Annotated in this window: 7 protein-coding genes and 2 pseudogenes; 7 read left to right on the top strand and 2 right to left on the bottom strand. The window is 64.2% G+C overall.

The features are described from left to right. Nucleotides 1–22: 22 nt before the first annotated feature. Nucleotides 23–2,454 (top strand): annotated as a pseudogene (locus GY769_20935) (DUF305 domain-containing protein). Nucleotides 2,455–2,574: 120 nt separating this feature from the next. Here the strand turns inward: GY769_20935 and GY769_20930 are convergent. After that, on the bottom strand, nt 2,575–4,350 hold the full coding sequence (locus GY769_20930) for a hypothetical protein (protein ID MCP4204383.1): 1,776 nt from the start codon (nt 4,348–4,350) through the stop codon (nt 2,575–2,577). Nucleotides 4,351–4,689: 339 nt separating this feature from the next. Beyond that, nucleotides 4,690–6,456, bottom strand: coding sequence for an SLC13 family permease (locus tag GY769_20925; protein ID MCP4204382.1), 1,767 nt, complete (start codon nt 6,454–6,456; stop codon nt 4,690–4,692). Nucleotides 6,457–6,660: 204 nt separating this feature from the next. On the opposite strand from GY769_20925, the pseudogene GY769_20920 reads away from it, so the two are divergent. The 6 genes and pseudogenes from GY769_20920 to GY769_20895 form a co-directional block, all read left to right on the top strand. Further along, nucleotides 6,661–6,777 (top strand): annotated as a pseudogene (locus tag GY769_20920) (hypothetical protein). A 157-nt stretch (nt 6,778–6,934) separates the two neighbouring features. After that, nucleotides 6,935–7,321, top strand: a complete 387-nt coding sequence (locus GY769_20915; protein ID MCP4204381.1) for a RidA family protein — start codon at nt 6,935–6,937, stop codon at nt 7,319–7,321. A gap of 93 nt (nt 7,322–7,414) precedes the next feature. After that, on the top strand, nt 7,415–9,586 hold the full coding sequence (locus tag GY769_20910) for a TlpA family protein disulfide reductase (GenBank protein MCP4204380.1): 2,172 nt from the start codon (nt 7,415–7,417) through the stop codon (nt 9,584–9,586). A gap of 234 nt (nt 9,587–9,820) precedes the next feature. After that, nucleotides 9,821–10,258 carry a helix-turn-helix transcriptional regulator gene (locus GY769_20905; GenBank protein ID MCP4204379.1) on the top strand — a complete coding sequence of 146 codons (438 nt, stop codon included), beginning with the start codon at nt 9,821–9,823 and terminating at the stop codon, nt 10,256–10,258. A gap of 128 nt (nt 10,259–10,386) precedes the next feature. Next, nucleotides 10,387–15,750 (top strand): hypothetical protein, encoded by a 5,364-nt coding sequence (locus GY769_20900; GenBank protein MCP4204378.1) that lies wholly within the window; start codon nt 10,387–10,389, stop codon nt 15,748–15,750. A gap of 10 nt (nt 15,751–15,760) precedes the next feature. Beyond that, nucleotides 15,761–18,285 (top strand): hypothetical protein (locus tag GY769_20895; protein MCP4204377.1); only part of this gene is annotated, 2,525 nt, incomplete at its 3' end.

Raw genomic sequence — 18,285 nt, 5'->3', positions numbered from 1 at the left:
GCGGTAGGCCTGCCTGGGCGTGATGGTGCTGGCGATGGGGCCCGCGGGCGTGGCGCAGGTGCCCGTCGTCCGTCCGGGTGCGGGGGGCGAGCCGGCGCGCGAGCTCAGCGCCGAGGAGGCGATCGAGATTGCCGAGACCAGCTACTCGCCGGCCGACGCGCTGTTCATGCAGGACATGGTCCCGCACCATCACCAGGCGATCGAGATGGCCGAGCTGGTGGCCGAGCGGACGAACCGGCCCGAGCTGATCGACGTCGCCGGGCGCATCAACGCCTCGCAGGGGGACGAGATCGCGTTCATGCAGCAGTGGCTGCGCGAGCGCGGCGAGCCCGTGCCCGATCCGACCGCGCACCACGCGATGCACACCAGCCACCAGATGGCCGGAATGGCGACGCCGGAGCAGATGGCCGAGCTCGCTACGTTGAAAGGCACGGCCTTCGACCGCCTGTTCCTGGAATTGATGATCCCCCACCACGAGGGCGCGGTGACCATGGTCGAGGAGCTGCTCGAGCTGCCGGGCTCGGCCTACGACCCGGTGCTGTTCGAGTTCACCACGGACGTCACCAACGACCAGAACGCCGAGATCGAGCGCATGAACGCACTCCTGGTCAGTCTGTCCGACGACCCGCGGGCGGCGTTGGCCGCCGGGTTCGATAACGCCGGCCAGGCTTTGCTGAACCTCGAGCTCGTGGCCTCGCTACCCAAACCGGCCGGGTTCTTCGACCCGCAGAACCCGGCGGGGCTGCCGCCGAAGCGGTTGAAGAAGGACACCACCGTGGAGGAAGCGCCCGAGGCCGATGCCGACCCTGCTCCCGAGGAGCCCCAAAAGGAAGACGAGGAGGAGGACGACGACTCCGACGCTCGCTCGCCGCTGCTCTCATTCGCCAACACCGACATGGCCTTTGCCGGTGACGTGATGGTGGCCGGCAACTACCACGGCTTCAACGTCTACCGGCTGGCCGGCGACGGGCCGCCGCAACTCTTGAGCTCGGTGGTCTGCCCGGGCGGCCAGGGCGATGTCTCGATCGTCGGTGACCTGCTGATCATGTCGGTCGAGCAGACCCGTGGGCGGCTCGATTGCGGCCTCGAGGGCGTGAATGAAGACGTCAGCGCCGAGCGATTCCGAGGGCTTCGTATCATCGACATCAGCGATCTCACCCGGCCGGGCAGGTGGGCGCGGTCCAGACCTGCCGCGGCTCGCATACGCACTCGGTCGTCTCAGGGCCGGGCGAAGACGGCAAGATCGTCGTCTACAACTCGGGCACCAGCTCCGTGCGTGAGGAGGAGGAGCTCGAAGGCTGCATCGACGAGTCTCCCGGCGATGACCGCACGGCGCTGTTCCGCATCGACGTCATCGAGATCCCGGTCGACGATCCGTCGAAGGCCCGCATTGTCGACAGCCCGGCCGTGTTTGCCGATCTCGAGCTGGGCGTGCTGGCCGGGCTGTGGAAAGGCGGCGACCACGGCGACGACACGCAGAAGACCAAGCGGACCGATCAGTGCCACGACATCACCGTGTTCCCCGAGCGTGGGATCGCCGCCGGTGCGTGCTCGGGCAACGGCATCCTGTTCGACATCTCCGATCCGCTGAAACCCAAGCGCATCGACGCGGTCGTCGACAAGGGCTTTGCCTACTGGCACTCGGCGACGTTCAACAACGACGGCACCAAGGTCATCTTCACCGACGAGTGGGGTGGCGGCAGCCGGCCGCGCTGCCGCGCCTACGACCCTCTCGACTGGGGCGCGGACGCGATCTACGACATCGTCCCAACTGAGACCGGGGTCAAGCTCGAGTTCCGCTCCTACTACAAGCTGCCGGCACCGCAGTTGGAGGAGGAAAACTGCGTGGCGCACAATGGCTCCGTCGTGCCTGTGCCCGGGCGCGACATCTTCGTCCAGGCCTGGTACCAGGGCGGCCTCTCGGTGGTCGACTTTACCGACTCGGCCAACCCGGTCGAGATCGCCTATTTCGACCGCGGGCCCATCGACGCCGAGGACCTGGTTCTCGGCGGCTACTGGTCGACCTACTGGTATGACGGCCGGATCTACGGCACCGAGATCGCGCGCGGATTGGACGTGCTGGCGCTCGTGCCCAGTGAATACCTGTCCGAGCACGAGATCGCCGCGGCGGCCGTGGCCGATGGAGGCGGCGTGTTCAACCCGCAGCAGCAGTTCCGCGTCGACTGGCCGGTCGAGCCGGTCGTGGCCCAGGCGTACCTGGACCAGCTCGAGCGGAGCGAGGAGTTGTCAGAGTCGCTCGCGGTCGACCTGGCCCGAGCGCTCGACCGCTCGGCGGCGCGGCTCGAGGACGGCGCGCGTGACGCAGATCTGGCCACCGGACTGGAATCGCTGGCGGCGGCGCTCGAAACGGACGCGACCGGCGACTCGATCGCACAAATACGGCGGGCCGCGCTGGGCAAGACGTTGAGCGGGATCGCGGCAAGGCTGCGCTGAAGCGCTATCCAGACTGCTCGAGAATCAGTCTTTCTTTGGTGCACTGGTGGTGCAGTAGAAGGCAACTTCTGACGGTTTCTACGGGTGGCACCTCTTTCCTCGAGTGCCACCCGCGAGCCGCTACTCCACATAGATCGGGGCGATTCGCCCCAGCACGGTGTCGAGATTTCCGAGCCCGATGGTCATCCAGTGACGACCGCGGTCCCGCGGCTCGAGCTCGATCTTGACCGAGAACTTCTTCTTGGCCCCGATCTCGGCGGTGAAGATCTTGGTGCCGATCACCACGCTGATCGTCTCGTGCGGCCCGGGCTTTTTGACCTTGCCTTTGAGGACATAGCTTCGGCCCACCTCATAGCGGCTACCGAGCGGCCGTTTGAGCTTCAAACCCAGGATGTCTCGCTTGCCCAACTCGGGGTAGGAGACCGTGAAGTCGCCATCCACCCGGGGATGGCTTCGTGGCCGAATCTCGGTCTGCACGTCCATCATCCCTAGGGTGGCAATCTCGAGCGACGGGATACCGGCGAGACTCTCGACCCCGGTGACGTCGGGGTCTGAGATCCGTTTCGCGTAGAAATTGAACCAGCGCAGGTCGGTCTTACTCAAGAGGCGCTCGGGCGACACGACGATCATCGCCCGGCGCCAGACGGCCGGCACCACCGGCCCACGGCGCTCGCCGTAGACGCGCTGGATGTCTTCGATGGTGACCTCGGTCCAGTCCTCGTCGAGACGCGTCCCCGGGGCGGTGCTTCGCGGAGCTCCCTGTTTGGCTCCGAGATACATCCGTGGCACGTCGTCGGCCTCCAGGAAGCCCATGGCGTAGAGCGTCAGCGGGTGAAGGGAGAGCGGCGTCGGGGCCTCGGCGAGAGTGAGGACGTCGTTCCGCTTGGCGACATAGAGCGGCGAGTAGATGCATTGGCTCAGGAAGGTGTGCTCATCTCCCGCCAGCGGCGCGTGCACCGAGGTTCCGTCGTATTCAAGGCCGGCGCACTCGGTGGAGCCCTCGATCTGGACGCCGGCGGCGTCGAACAGGGACATGAACCAGCCCCAGTTGTGCCCGGTCTCGTGGACCGAGAGGAAGTTCGATTGCAGATCGCCACGGATGTAGAAGATCCAATCGTGCAGCACGCTGGAGTTGGCGTAGCGAGGCCGATCGTTCATGGTCGCGAGGCCGATACCCTCGATGTCCTGGTAAACGAACTGGTGGCGGGCGCCGAACCTAGGGCTCCAGTAGAAGCGCTCGGGAACAAAAGCGAGCTCTTCGTAGGTGTCGGTGAAGTGGCGGTAGAACTCGGCGGCGATCTCTTCGCCGGGAAGAGAGAAAACCGAGAGCCCGTCATGGGGCACTACGATGTTGACCACATGGCTCGAGTACTGCACCCGGTCGTTGATCCGGACGACGGGAGTCCGCGGAATCGTCGAGGAGCGCAAGCGCAGGTAGCGCGTTGTCTCCGGCGCAACCCGGCCGATATGGTCGAAGCGGATCGGGATCGCTCTCCGACCCGCGTACAGATCGCCCCGAGGGAAAGTGACGTCGTAGACGCTGACCAGATCCCCGTCGATCGTGCGCGTTTCAAGGCGGTCGAAAAGCCGCTCGGGTCCGTCCGGGAGCAGCGAGAACTCGATCTGGGGGTAGTCGCCGAGGATCATCAGATTGCGGACGCGGATCGGAACCTTGCGTCCGAGCGGAATCGTGGCCGGCTCGATGTCGAAGTAGATCGGGTCGCCGGGGTTCAGACCCGGGTCGGCCCTGAGCTGCCGCAGGCTATGCTCAGGCGTTTCTGGATGGGAGGTGCCGCAAACCTCGGCAGGGCCGATCCCGCGTTGATCTCCGAGAAGCGTAATGTGCGGCGCCTCCCGAGCGCCGGAGGCCGCGTTGGCCTCGATGGTGCCTACCACCAGCAACGCCGACAAGGTGAGGAGCAGAGCAAGTGAAGATCGAGTGCTCCGAGGACTCGATGTGCGTTTCAAGATGCCGACCATGGATGAGCCTCCATTTCTTGCCTTCCTGCTGTGGATCGCGACGTTCGGTCGGAGACACCGCAATCTCGCCAGCGGTCAGGTCCGGGCCACGGCCGCGAATCGCCGCAGGGCCTACACCTGGCACCTAGTCTGGCCCGGCACCGAACTCGACTTCTCGAAGGTGCGCGAGCCAGCTCCTCAGGATTGCGAGCAGCTCGGAAGTAGCGTTCGGCGCCGCAGCGCGGTATCAGGCGCCGGCTTTGAAGCGCTCGTCGCTCAAAAGCTCCAGATCCGCGGAATGAAGATCACGGACATGATCCAGAACAGGATACTGAGCGGCACCCCGGTGCGCAGGAAGTCCGTGTATTTATAGCCGCCGGCGTTGTAGATCATTGTATTGGTCTGGTAGCCGACCGGCGTCGAGAAGCCTGTTGAGGCGGCGAAAGTGATCGCCATCAGGAAGGGACGCGGGTCGACCCCGATCTGCTCGGCCGTCGAGATGGCGATCGGGGCGAGCAGGACCGCCGCCGCGTTGTTGCTCATCGTGTCGGTCATCACCGAGGTCATCAGATAGACGACCGCGAGCACCGCGACCGGCCCGAAGTCGCCGACCATGCCCACCGCGCGCTCGGCGATGAAGCCGGCCGCGCCGGTTTTCTGCATGGCGATGCCGAGTGGGAGGATTCCACCGAGCAGAAAGATGACCTGCCAATTGATGGCGTGATAGGCCTCCTCGAGCCGCAGGCAGCGAGTCAGGACCAGCGCCAGGCAACCCAGGATGGCCGTGACCAGGATCGGCAGTACGCCCAAGGCCGCAAGCCCGACCACGCCGGCCAGAATGCCGAGGACCAGGGGAGCCTTGTGACGCAGCGACACGCCCGGAACCTCGTCGAGGACGATGAAATTCTTGTCGTTTCTGAGCTCGCGGATCTGGGACTCGTGCGCCTGGATCAGGAGTGCGTCTCCCAGGCGGAGCCGGACCGAGTTGAGTTTGTCCCGAATCGGCTCGCCGCGCCGCTGGATCGCCAGCACCAGGGCCTTGTAGCGGTTGCGGAAGTCGAGATCCTTGAGGGTGTTCTCGATCAGATCCGAGCCCGGTGCGACCAGGGCCTGCACCAGCCTGAGGTCTTCGGTCTGGAGCTTCGCGTCACGCAGCTTGAACTCGACGTTGAGCTCGAGTTTCGCCGAATCGCGCAAGCGTATGAGCTCTTCGACCCTGCCGCGGACGAGCAGCACATCCCCTCCCATGACCGGCTGCCGGAGCGGCGCCCAGACCGCCTTGGTCACGTGCAGGAGGCGCAGGACCGTAACGTCGTGGTCCTGTCCCAGCCGGCTCTCGAGCACCGATCTCCCGACCAGCGGAGAGTTGTCGGCCACCCGCAGCTCGGTGATGTACTCGCCCAGCTGGTAGGTGACGGCGAGCTCCTGGGCCTTGCGCTCGGGAAGCAGCCAGCGGCCGAAGAGCAGGAAGAAGAGTACGCCGGTGGCGAACAGAATGAGTCCCATCCGGCTGAACTCGAACATGCTGAAGCTCCCGTATCCGGCTTCGTCCGAGATCGAGCTGACCAGCAGGTTGGTCGAGGTGCCGATCAGAGTGCAGACGCCGCCGAACTGGGAGGCGTAGGAAAGCGGAATCAGAAGCCTCGAGGCGGCGATCTTGCGCCGGTTCGCAACCACCATGACCAGCGGGATGAAGACGGCGACCGCCGCCGTGTTGTTGACGAAAGCCGACATCACGGTGATGGTCCCCATGATCACCACTAGCGCCGTGAAGTAGCTCTTGCCGAAGCGGACCATGAGCTGGCCCACGACGGCCGTGGCCCCGGTCTTCTGCAGGCCCGCGCTCAGGATGAACATCGCCGCGACCGTTACTGTCGCGGGGTTGCTGAAGCCGGAGATCCCCTCCTGGGGCGTGACCAATCCAAACAAGAGCAAGACGCCCAGGACGAGCAGCGCCACGAAGTCGATCGGAAATCTCTCCGAGATGAAAAGAGCGACGGCTCCGACGAGGATGGCGAGGACGAGGACAGCTTCGAAAGGCATGTCTCGCTGAGCTTAAACGGGTTCTGGGTTCGTGACGCGGACTAGGGACACTGCCAGTTTTCAGGCGCGAGCTCGAATCCGAGGAAACTACGGCTGTTCGCTGGCCAGTGTCAACAACCGATCGCGACCCGCAGCCGGCGCGAGCACGAGGTGAGCGGGTGACAAGGCCAGCATCCGGGGCCGAATCTCCCAAGGGGCGAGACCTGGGTCCAGGTCGCCGCTGGCGCTCGGCACAGTTGCGGTTTGACGGCCTCCGGCACCGCGATCTGCTGGGGCTACGACGGGTACGGCCAGGCATCGCCGCCACTGGCACTGAGGTGAAAAGAATGAACCGATTCAAAAGAACTCTATTGGCTGCTGCAAACTGTGGGTTGGTGGCCCTACCGATGCTTGCCGCAGAGGGCCTCCAGATGAGCCCCTACCTTTGCACGGCAAAAGGGGGACACCTCCTTCTGCGGGGCACGTGTAGGATCGGCTCATGAGCTTTCAACGAGTGTTCAGTGGCGCTCCCTGGGAAGCGCGGGTCGGTTACTGCCGGGCTTTGCGGTCGGAGGACCGCATCTTCGTCACCGGCACCGCGCCCGTGAAGGATGGCGTGGTCGTCGCTCCGGGCGACGCCTACGCGCAGACGAAGCGCTGCCTCGAGATCATCGCGGGAGCGCTGAACGAGCTAGGCGCCGACTTCTCAAACGTTGTCAGGACGCGGATGTTCGTAACCGATATCTCGCGCTGGGAGGAAATCGGACGCGCGCACGGCGAGGCCTTCGCGCGCCATCCGCCGGCTACCACGATGGTCGAGGTCAGAGCCCTGATCGATCCCCAGATGCTGATCGAGATCGAGGCCGACGCCGTGCTCGCGGAATAGGGGTCCGAGGCAAGGGGGTCGAGGTAATCGACCGCTGGCTGGACGGACCGTGTCCACCGGACGTAGATGAGATAGAAGCAAGAGAATCCAGAAGTGAGACCGTTCGCTCTGATCGTGTTGCTCTTTGCCCTGGCCGCGCAGGGGACTCCCTCTCTGGCAGGCGACTCGCCGGAGAGCCCCTACTGCTTCCCCCCGCCGAACCTGAGAGAGACGATCGAGACGTTCGAACCCTGGACGAGCCCGTGTACCTCGCCTGAATGTTGGACGGCGAAAATCGCCGAGGCGGAGGCCCTTCTCGAAACTCATCCGGACGACCTCTTCGCGCATCGGGCCTATCAGGATGCCGCGCGTTGGAGTCGCGACGAGCCGCTCCGAGAGCATCTTCTCGCTCGGTACGAAGAGCGTCTCGAGAAGAGACCCTCGGACCCGGCAGCGCACTATCTCGCCGGAAGGGTCTCGGCCTACAAGGAGAAGGCCCGGTTCTACGAACGATCCATCGAGCTCGAACCCGAGTTCCCGTGGGGCCACATCAACCTGGCCTCGGGGTCGTCGCGCGGAGAAAACGAAGAGGCCGAGGAACAGACGCGCCTGGGGCACCTCGTCGAGTTCATGCGCCTGTGTCCCTCGCGGACGATGATCGCGCTTCAGTTCGTGCGCGGGCTGGGAGACGCGGCCTTCTGGCGTGAGCGGCTGCAAGAGCTGCGCGAGCGCGTCGCGGCGGAGTCGGAGGCAAGGCGTGCACCGGCCCTGAGTCTCCTGTGGACTGCGGAGTTTCGCTCCTTGCCGCCGGCCGAGCATCCGGCACTGCGGATTCGCATTGCCGAAGATCTTCGGCATTTGGAGGCACTCGAGCGAAGAGATGATCACAACTGGTGGCAGTCGCTGAAAGAGGGCTACGAGCTCGTGGGAGACGCCGAAGGGCGTAGACGCGCGGAGGCCGGCATTCTCGAAGCCACGCCTTGCAGTCACGAGGCGGTCCGGGCGCGCATGGATCGGTTTGAGGAGTCCCATGGACGGCCGGGTCCTCAGTCCTCCGAGGCCGACCATCGGAGTCTCTTCTCGGCAAGCGACGACTGGATCAAGGACTGCCCGGACGATCTCATGCTTCACCTGAGCCGGTTCGGCGCCGTCCAGAAGCTCGAGAGTCTCGAGAACGAGCAGGTGCTCGAGGAGATCGATCGCGTTCTCGGCATCTGGGAGAGGAACACGACGCGCGCGCGCATGGGGCGCTCGCCCTACTACCAGGCGGCGGTGCTACTCCTCTCGAGAGGCCTCGACCTGGAGCGGGCGGCGAATCTTCTCGAGCGGGAGAAGGCCCTCCGAGCGGAGAACGCACAGCACTCCCGGCGTTCACCCGAGGAAGACGACGAGGTGAAGCGGTTCCGAACGGCCGAGGAGAGCGACCTTGGGCTCACCATGGCCGTTGCGCAGATTCGCCTGGGGCGACTCGAGGCCGCGGCCGAATCCCTGGACGCGATCGAGCCCCTCCTGGCCGTCCTTGCGGCTCAGAGCGGAGACGACAAGTTCTTGCCCGCGCAGCTTTCCGCTCGGTGGTGGCGTCTTCGAGGGGAGCGGAGCGAGGCCTTGAATCGGCCGCTCGATGCGCTGGGTTTCTACCTGCGAGCAGCGTCATTTCTGCCGGAACAGGCCCCTGAGGTCGTCGGTGGCGGCTGGATGGGGGAGGTGCTCGAGCGGTCGGACCTGGAGAGGCGCGCTCGAGACATCTGGCAGGCCACGGGCGGCTCGCCGGAGAGCTGGCAGGGAATGGTCGAAGCCGGCGCCGGTGAGGCTCCGGTGATCGAATCCGGCGACGTCGTGCCGTGGAAAGAGGTCGAAGAGGAGCTCGTCGACCTCGAGCTCGCGGCCATCGACGGCAAGACCTGGCGATTGTCGGATCTCGAGGGCAAGGTGACCTTGGTCAACGTGTGGGCAACCTGGTGCGGACCGTGTCACGCGGAGCTGCCGATCATCGATCGACTGTTCGAGCAATTCCGCGAGCGGGACGACCTGATGGTGCTTACGCTCAACGTAGACCGAAATCCAGGCCTCGTCGCGCCGTTCTTGGAGCGGATGGACTACACCTTTCCAACCCTTCTCGCCACAGACTTCATCGAGGAACGAGAAGGCGGCTTCCGCATTCCGGACAACTGGATCATCGACACATCGGGCACAATCCGTTACCGGCAGACCGGCTTTGCCGCGGAGCTCGAGCAGCTCTGGACGGAAGAAGTCGTGCGCTTGATGGAGGCGCTTGGCGATCGGTGACAAGAGATGCAGCTCCAGCTTTGCCCGCTGATCCTCCTTAAGACAGGCAAGTAGGCTGCCACCATATCTCTGCCGTATCTACCGCGAATCAGGTCCTCCTTCACGGACCACGCAGAATCCGCCTGAGGAAACGACTTGCTTCCGCAGAGAGGGTTTCTTCGTCTTGACAGCTCACCGGGCTGGGCTATCATCCCTTACGGTAGAGAATTTCAGCGGTTCGGCGGCTACGGATGGGTGGCGCGAGCCCGGCTCCGCGATGGACCGGCGCTTTCCCATGTCCGTGGCGTCACGACTCTCGACATGGGCGCGATCGACCCGGCTAGCATCAACCGCAACGCGTTTTCCTACTTCAATCGGTTGAAGCGGGTGGAGCGGTTCGTTCAAGCGCACTACGCCGAAGACATCTCGCGCAAGGCGGTCGCCGAGGTCGCGGCGCTCGAGGAGAAGTACTTTTCCACCTTCTTCCGGGAGAAGACCGGCGTCCGATTCCGAGACTGGCTGACGCTGGTGCGGGTGAGTCGGGCCATGGCCCTGCTGAGAAGTCGCAATCACCCGATCTCGATCGTCGCTTCTCAGGCCGGCTTCCACAGCCTGCGGACCTTCGAACGGTCCTTCAAGAGATGCACCGGGGTAACGCCGCGCCGCTACCGAAAGCACGCGATCGCACTGTGACGCCGCGGCCGTAAGTGCGGCCGTCAAGAGTTCCGACCTCCCGTCGCCAATCACGAATTTGGTGTCGCCTCTCGTGATGGCGCCTCCCGTAAGGTTTGTTCTCAACGATAGAAGTAAGGCGGCTTCTCATGAGAAAACGACGCCTCCAGAAGACCCTGCGTCAGCTGGCTGGACACCTCGTCATCGAGTCAGAAGAGCAGCAACGCGCTTTCGACTCGCTCACCAGGGCCATGGCCGAGGCGGACCTCCCCGAGGACCGGAGCGCCGTGATCCAGAGTGACTTCTCGATCGGCAAGGCCGATCTCTTCTTCGACGAGACCATTCCAAAGCAGCGATTCGAGGCCCTGGACCACCTGGCCGACAGGATCGCTGACGGCACCGAAAAGCCGCAGTACCGCATGTTCGTCAGGGAGGTTCCCCTGCGTGAGCCCTTGCTTCATGGCTCGGTCCCACCGTGGGCCGCCGGCGCCAGGGCGAGCCGCTCGATCGGACCCTTCGCCCACAAGGATGGACGTCAATTCTGGTTTGATTTCTACCCGATCGTAAAGCTCGTGGCGCTCTACATCCAGGGCGTGACCGAGCCTGTGCTCTTGTTCAAGTTGCGAAGGGGTCGTCCCAGCACCGGCAGGGCCGCCAAACCGGTCCGGTATTCAAAGGTCTACTCGCTGGCCAAGGGGAGTATCTGGATCAACGCCCGCTTTCTTGCCCCTAACGCTCCGACCGGCACCTACGTCGGACTGGCCATCGACGGCGGCCGGGTCGGCGTGAATGCAACGGCAGTGGAGGAGAACGGCAAGCTGACGGTGGCAGCCAATACGACGATTACCGTTGACCTCGACCTCGACCAGGCCGAGGTCAAAGACGCCAACGACGAGGTGCCCCACGGCGCGGACGCCCGACACCTGAAGCTCGAGCTTCCGGACAAGCTCTCGTTCCACTTTTCAGGGCACGGCCGCACGATCGATGAGGTCGGCGACGCCAGGTGGGAGCTCTATGAGCAGGAGCTCGGCTTCGCCTGGAAGTCCGATGCCCAGACTACCTACGATCCGTTGCTCCAGCGAGTGGTCTTTCCGTTCGCCGCGTCGGCGGAAGCCCTCGAGGTCCGCGAGTGCCGATCTCAGGCCCACGCCCTGAGCGGCCGGGCGGAGATCATCAGAAGCGCGTGGGCGCTCTCGGTCGCCACCATCGACGTCAGCCAGCCCACCGAGGCCTCGGGGACCGGGGCCATGCTGGTTCAGACCAAGGCGGGTCTGGCGGACGCCTGGCAGGGGCTCGAGGGGGGTGGACTCCAGCTAGCGAATCCGGTCTTTCTGGTCAGCCCCGGGCTGATCTTCCTGGCCGACCTGACTGGCGGCAATCCCCACGCCCAGCAGACGCTCGAGCTGTGGCAGGACGATCTCAACCAGTTCGGTACGACTGTCGTGCTCGCCTTCCCCCTGCCGGCGCTATTTTTCTACGCCAGCGGCGCCAACGGCATCGAGCTGCTGATGACCTTCGCCAACGCCGACTTCCAGATCGACCGGCCGGTCGAGGTCAGTGGCGAGCCGCCGGCCGTGCGCTCCCTGCACTCTCTTCTGGTGCTGGCGGTCACGCCGGGCGGGAACCTGATCTATCTCTTCGACGACAACCTGATTCAAGACGCCGCCCTGCTCAACAACCAGGACCCTGTGATTCCCGAGCCAATGTCCCTGGCATTGACGAACGCTCTCTTCAAAGTGACGCAGGCCAATGGCTGCCTGCTCTTCGGCTCCTTGACCGACGATTTCAGCAAGGTCGAGAACGCCTTTCTGTTCCTGACCTTCGGTCTCTACGCCTATCTCCCGACCCTGCCCGACCCCTATGCGGCCAATCTCGGGGTCTTGCGCCGGCAGATCCGCGGGCGCAAGGACGTGCCGAGCACTGCCGTCGGCGCGGGCTTCCTGGCCGGAGCAGGGATCACAGCCTGGCTGGTCTGCCGCGTCCGGTGGCAGGCGGGTGCCGACGAAGACGCCGGCGACGATGTCGAGGTCTCCTTCCATTTCGCGCCACTGATCAACCAGTTCGCGGGCATCTCGCTGGAAGACGGTGACGAGGACGCCTCCGAGGACTCGGGTCCTGCGGCGGGCGGCTCCGCGAACGCGGTCTCGAGCGAGGCCGCTCCGCCGGATGGCGCCGACGCCGTCCCACTCCTCCGCCTCAACAGCGAGATCAGCAACGCCATCGCGATGCACAACCGCGGTGTTGCGAGCGCCGGGGCCGAGGATCAGGGTTCGCTTCGAGCCACGAGCACCCGGCTCGAGGCGGTCTTTACAGGGGATGAATACCCGCCACTGCCGGACTATGAAGACATCTGGGACAAGGCGACGCTGGTCTATCGCCGGAACATCTTTGCTCTGCTCGACGTCAGCACCAAGGCCGACCTCTTCGGCGTCAGCTTCGACTTCCGTGGCCTGCGCACCCACGGCAGGACGACCCATGTCCCGGTGGCCACGACCGGCTCTCCCTTCCCCATCCAGGTCGAAGGCGTCGACGTCGTCAGCCAGGGATACAACGTCAAGGCCTTCACGGTTCCTCAGATCTCCTGGGAGCCGGTCCGCAACCTGAGCCAGGCATTTGTCACGGGCGACCCGCCGAAGGGGCCCAACTACTACCCCAACGACGGCGGGCCGATGCAGATCCTCAACGTCAGCGAGAACACGGTCGCGCTGGCACCGCTGCCCCTAGCCGACTACCTCATCGGTGGCTTCGATGAGCACCCGGACACTTTTGCGGCCTATGCGTTCCTGACCCTCCCCTTCGGCCTGAAGGCGCTCGCGGTGCTGCAGGATCAGTACACCTACGTCGACGAAGAAAAGGGCACCACGAGCACGCGCAGGGGCACCGACCTTCTGCTCAACGCCGAGGATTTCGACGGAGACATCAAGGGCGGGCTACAGCTACAGCTCAACGCCGGCGAGGCTCTGATTCAGGGCCAGAGCGACCTGTTCAAGGGCAGCACGGTTCAGCTCAACAACGTGCGGAATCTCGCCGGCCAAAGTACCGGTACCAGCACCCTGGGGCGGACCGTCACGATCATCTTCAACGAGGAGTTCTTGGGCGATCCGCCCCAGCTGATCCGCGGACGCGGCGTCCCTCTGACGCGCATCGACCTCAGCGGCTACGGAGCCAGCTGTTTCAGCAACTGGCTGAACCCGAAGGCCGCCTTCGCCGAGACCAGCCAGACGAGCTTCGACATCTTTGTGGGTCGCTGTGCCCATGAGGTCATTCAGGTCAAAAGCATGATCTATCCCTGGGGGATCCAGGTCGTGCGCACGATCACCATCTACAAGGAGGGGAGTGCCTACGTCTACCGCACCGACTCGGGATGGCGGGCGGAAAGCAACGGCGAGTTCGACTTCAGCTACTGGGTCACTCGCGATCCGGACCAGGATTCCGAGCGAGAAGACTCGCCGTTCGAGATCCATCCGGGGATCATCACGGGCCTCTACAACGTCCAGAACATTATCGAGACCGAGGAGATTGCCCTCGCGAAGGGGAACATGGCCGCCGACGGGTTCGTCGACGACGAGGGTGTGTACAAGGATCAGGCCACGACCCTGGAGTACGAGCTGCAACCCGTCTATTTCGACGCTGACGTCGAGATCGAGAATACGGTAACCGGGTTCACCACCAAGAAGATCGACGGCAATGACAAGGACGTCGTGCCATCGAAGAAGATTGTCGGCTACGTCCAGGTGAAGCCCAGGGGCATCCCAATCAACGCGGAGACGCTGAAGAACATCGTCATCGTCCAGCTTGGCTCGATCGGCGGCCCCATCGACTGTGAGATCGATCTGGCCGAAACGAGCCAGAAGATGCGCCTCAGCCGATTCGACTTCAACAACTCGGTCTCCTCCACCGGCGGCATCGTCTTCGCCGCAGCGGGCCGCGGCAGCGTGCTGCTGCCCAAGGACGGCTCGTGGTCGATGGTGAAGCACGAGCGCGACACCGGCGAGGTCAGTCCGGTCCCCGCCAATCTGAGCGTTCCCGTCGTCCGCGAGGGCAAGCTGCCCCAGAACGATCCCGGGCTGCCAGTGAATCCCTCCCCCGCGAGTGTCCTGCTGCGGATCGCCAATCCTGCCGAACTGCTGCGCTCGCCCGCCGACGACACGCTCAACTACGGCTTTCTGCAGAGCACCGACACCCAGAAGGCCCTGTTCCTGACGCCGTCCTTCGAAAAAGGGGTCAAGAAGCTCCTCAGCAAGACCCCGCCGCTCTTTGTCGACGCCTTCCGGATCGTCAACTCCAAGGCCGTCTTTCCCAACGTCGGCGACGCCGAGAACGACTTCGGCGACGCCATCTCGCTGCTCGACAAGGGCAACGAGTTCGATCCGGGAAGCCTCCAGGACGTCGGCCAGACCGTCTACAAGCTGATGGACATCACCGGTGCGTTCGAGAACGCCGCCGAGCAGGGCTTCGATCTCCTCAGGAAGACGACCCCGTTCGAGCTCCCCGACGAATTCAACCTGATCGATCTCGGCGACGGCAAGTTCCGGATCTACATCGAGTACAAGCAGGGAACGACTCCGGGAAAACTCGATTTCGACATCAAATCTATGGCTCAGAATCCAGCGGAAACCTGGAAGAGCCAGATGAGCAAGATCGGTCTGGTATTGGATCTGGCCGGCATCAAGCGCCTGGTGACCATTCGCGGCAACTGGGACTCGAAGAAGGGCTCGGAAGCCGCCTATCCGCAACCGGATCTGGTGTGGGCGGACGAGCTCAAGCCGGTCATCGAGATTCTCGAGATCCTGCAGAAAATCCAGCAGGGAGACTACGCCGGCGCCGTAGGCAATGGCCTCAAGCTCGCCATGAGCAACAAGGCCGGTACCTGGGAGTACAAGTTCGAGGCCTCCAAGGAAATCCCGGTGCTGCGTTTTCCCCCCGGTGCCCTCTACAACGATCCCAATGCGCCGTTCAAGCTGGAAGCGGGCCTCAAGCTGGGCGCCTACTTCAACGCCGCGCTCAAGGTCACCAACGACGCCAATGAGCTTCTGCCGAGCGCCGGCGGCCTTCTGGGCTTCTACGGCCGGCTGTCGGTGATGTGCGTCTCGCTGTCGGCGGCCACCATCTACGCCATCGGCCAGGTCAATCTCGACATCGCCGCCGACACCAAGATCGGCCCGTCCCTGCGCATGAAGTTCGGTTTCGGCGCCCAGGTTGTCGTCGGCTTGCCGGTCGCCGGCAACGTCAGCGTCCTGTTCGTCGTGGGTGTCGAGATCTTCGCCGCCAGCGGCATCGTCGAGGTCACCGCCTTCATGCTCTTCGAGGGACACGCGGAGATTCTGGGCGGCCTGATCGGCATCACCATCCGCATCGAGGCCAAGGGCACGGTTTCCAGGAAGGCGCTGCCGGGCAACAAGTCTCGTGCCGACCTCGCGTGCCAGGTCACCTTTGGGCTCGACATCAGCATCTTCCTGGTCATCAACATCAGCTTCGAAACCTCCTGGAGCGAGCAGCGACAGATCGCCTGAGGAACCCGCGATGAACGACGATCAAAGATTCTCCATCCTGACCTTCCCGCAGTTCTTCGACGGCGAAGTACTGAGCCTCAATATTGTCTTCATGCCCCGCGACCAGAATCCGCTGGCCGACGCCATCGTCGGCCACCCGAGCATCACCGACCCGGTGCCGGCCTTCGCGGACGCGCAGCTCTCCTTTACCGCGAGCATCTTCGACAGCCTGATCGACCACCCCCACAACTTCCCATCGGTCAAGACTCCCTTGGAGGTCCTGGCGCCGGCCGATCCGCGGGCTATCTTCGAAGCGCTTGCGGCCGTTCCGGAGCTCGAGATCGCCGAATTGACCGAGAACTCGAACCTTGCCCTCCAGCAACTCGCCCAGAACAAGAAGCTCAAGCCCTCCGACGCCCGGGTGACGGAGCTGACGGTCAAGAAGTACCTGCCGCGGAGCTATCGCAAGGCCTTTCACTTCACGCGGCCGCGCCACAGGAACCTGGTCACCGACCAGAGCTACCACTGCGCCATCAAGGAAGCCCAGTTCGTGCCCGGCTTCGAGCGCAGCACCAATGCCGTCAGCTGGGGAAAAGTCTTCGCCTACCTGATGCGCCAGCCCTTTCTGGCTGAGCAGGCGGGGCTCGTCTATCACTCCCGATTCGAGGTCGAAGCCACACACTTTCCCAAAGGCGGATGGCTCTATGTCGATCTCGCCCAGGACAGCGATTACCACACGGCGACGACTCAGCTACCGGCCTTCGTCAGGCGATACGCGGCCCGCATCCCCAAGCTCGTGCCCGGAGAGAAACGCCAGGTCTTCGCGTCGGTGCTCTTCCCCGTCCTCCACAAGGCCCAGGAGAGCGACGTTGCTCAGCCGGCCGGCGATTACAGCGAGCTGTACGTCGAAGCCGGCGAGTACGACGACGGCTTCGCCAAGATCGTCCATTCCCGCCAGCCCCAGAACCGCGACCGGCTGGTGGAGACCGCCGACGGCAACTACCCGGTCAAGGACACCGGCGTCGAGACGGGCTGGGACGACGAAGAGATCACCTTGCGGTACATCCGCCAGATGGAGCTCAACCCCCAGGGCGACATGGATGGCCGGATCGATGCTCCGCCGGGGGTCTTCGGCTATGCGATCGATGTGCGCGAGACCGCCGAGCCCGAGAAACCCTGGGAGTCGTTGAACCGCGTCGAGAGCCGGCAGCCGCTGATTCTCACCAACCCGGACACTCCCGGCGACCCGATCCAGCTCGGGGAGTATGACGGCGAGCTGCCCTTCCAGGTCTACCCCATGCAGGTCGACGGACACAAGGACAAGAACTACTGGCTGCCGATGTACTTCGCCAACTGGAACGGCCACAGCATGGTCCTGCCCGACCCCGATGCGGCCGCCATCTACCAGACCACCAACGCCACTCTCGAAGAGGACCTGCTCGACCCGCTACACGACACCGGCACCGGAGTGACCGGGCCCGCCGCAAACCAGCTCAACCAGCTCTACCGGGCCGCAGAGATCGACACCGAGCTGCGCTACGGGAACAACTACGAGTTCAGGGTCCGGATGCTCGACATGAGCGGCGGCGGCCCGACCGTCGAGCGGAAACCGTTCAACGAAACGGCTTCAGACACCACCAGCCACCGGTTCAAGCGCTTCATCTCACCCAACCAGCCGCGCATCCAGCAGATGGACGCCGACGGAAGCGTCCTGGTCAACACCGACGACCTCACCGCTATCGCCCAGCTCAGCTTCCAGCGCCCCAAGCTCGGATATCCGGCGGTCGTTTTTGCCGGAAAGTACGCCGATCCGGTACAGCGCCTCATCGATCAGGCGAATCTCGCCATTCAGGTCGATGAGAACGACCACAGCGTCAACGCCGAGCACCGGGTCGGCCTGGGCATCGCCGATCCCGACATTGATCGCCTCGAGATCACCGTCGAGATCGCCTCGCTCAAGCTCGACAAGCTCGACAGCGTCTCCGGCAAGGAGGACTACGTTCACCTCTACACCACGACCCGGGCCTTCCCCGCGATCAACGGCGACGACGACTACGAGGCGGTGCTTAACGTCCCCATCGAGTATCGCGACGTCAAGGTGCTCCACACCGGCGACGAGGTCGATCTGGTCAACGATCTCAACCTACCGGATGACATCGACGACCTGACCGAGCTGGTCTTGCCCACCGGCAGGACAGCGCGCCTGACGATCCGTGCGGTGTGCGAAGACAAGGACAATAACGCCCACTACTACGGCGTCATCGACGCGGGCAACAAGCTCCTGGACAACCGCTTCGGCGAGACCTTCCAGGTCATGGTCTACGCCCCCTCGACGGACGAAACCAACCTGCTCGTCAAGAAGGCCGGCGTTCCGACCGTCCAGGGCATCTTCATGCAGCCCGACGTGGTGACCGCGATCGACGGCAAGCTCAAGACCCTGCTCTTGGGCAAGAAGAACTCCAAGCAGCGCGACAACGTGCAGCAGCTCGCCGACCAGCTCGAGGTCGCCGCCAGCAAGCTGACCTTGAGCGCCGAGAAGGGCGAGCGGGTCGTCTT

Source organism: bacterium (genome assembly GCA_024224155.1).
Taxonomy (GTDB): domain Bacteria; phylum Acidobacteriota; class Thermoanaerobaculia; order Multivoradales; family JAHEKO01; genus CALZIK01.
The sequence above is the reverse complement of the archived record's forward strand: the minus strand, read 5'-3'. Positions and strand labels throughout refer to the sequence as shown.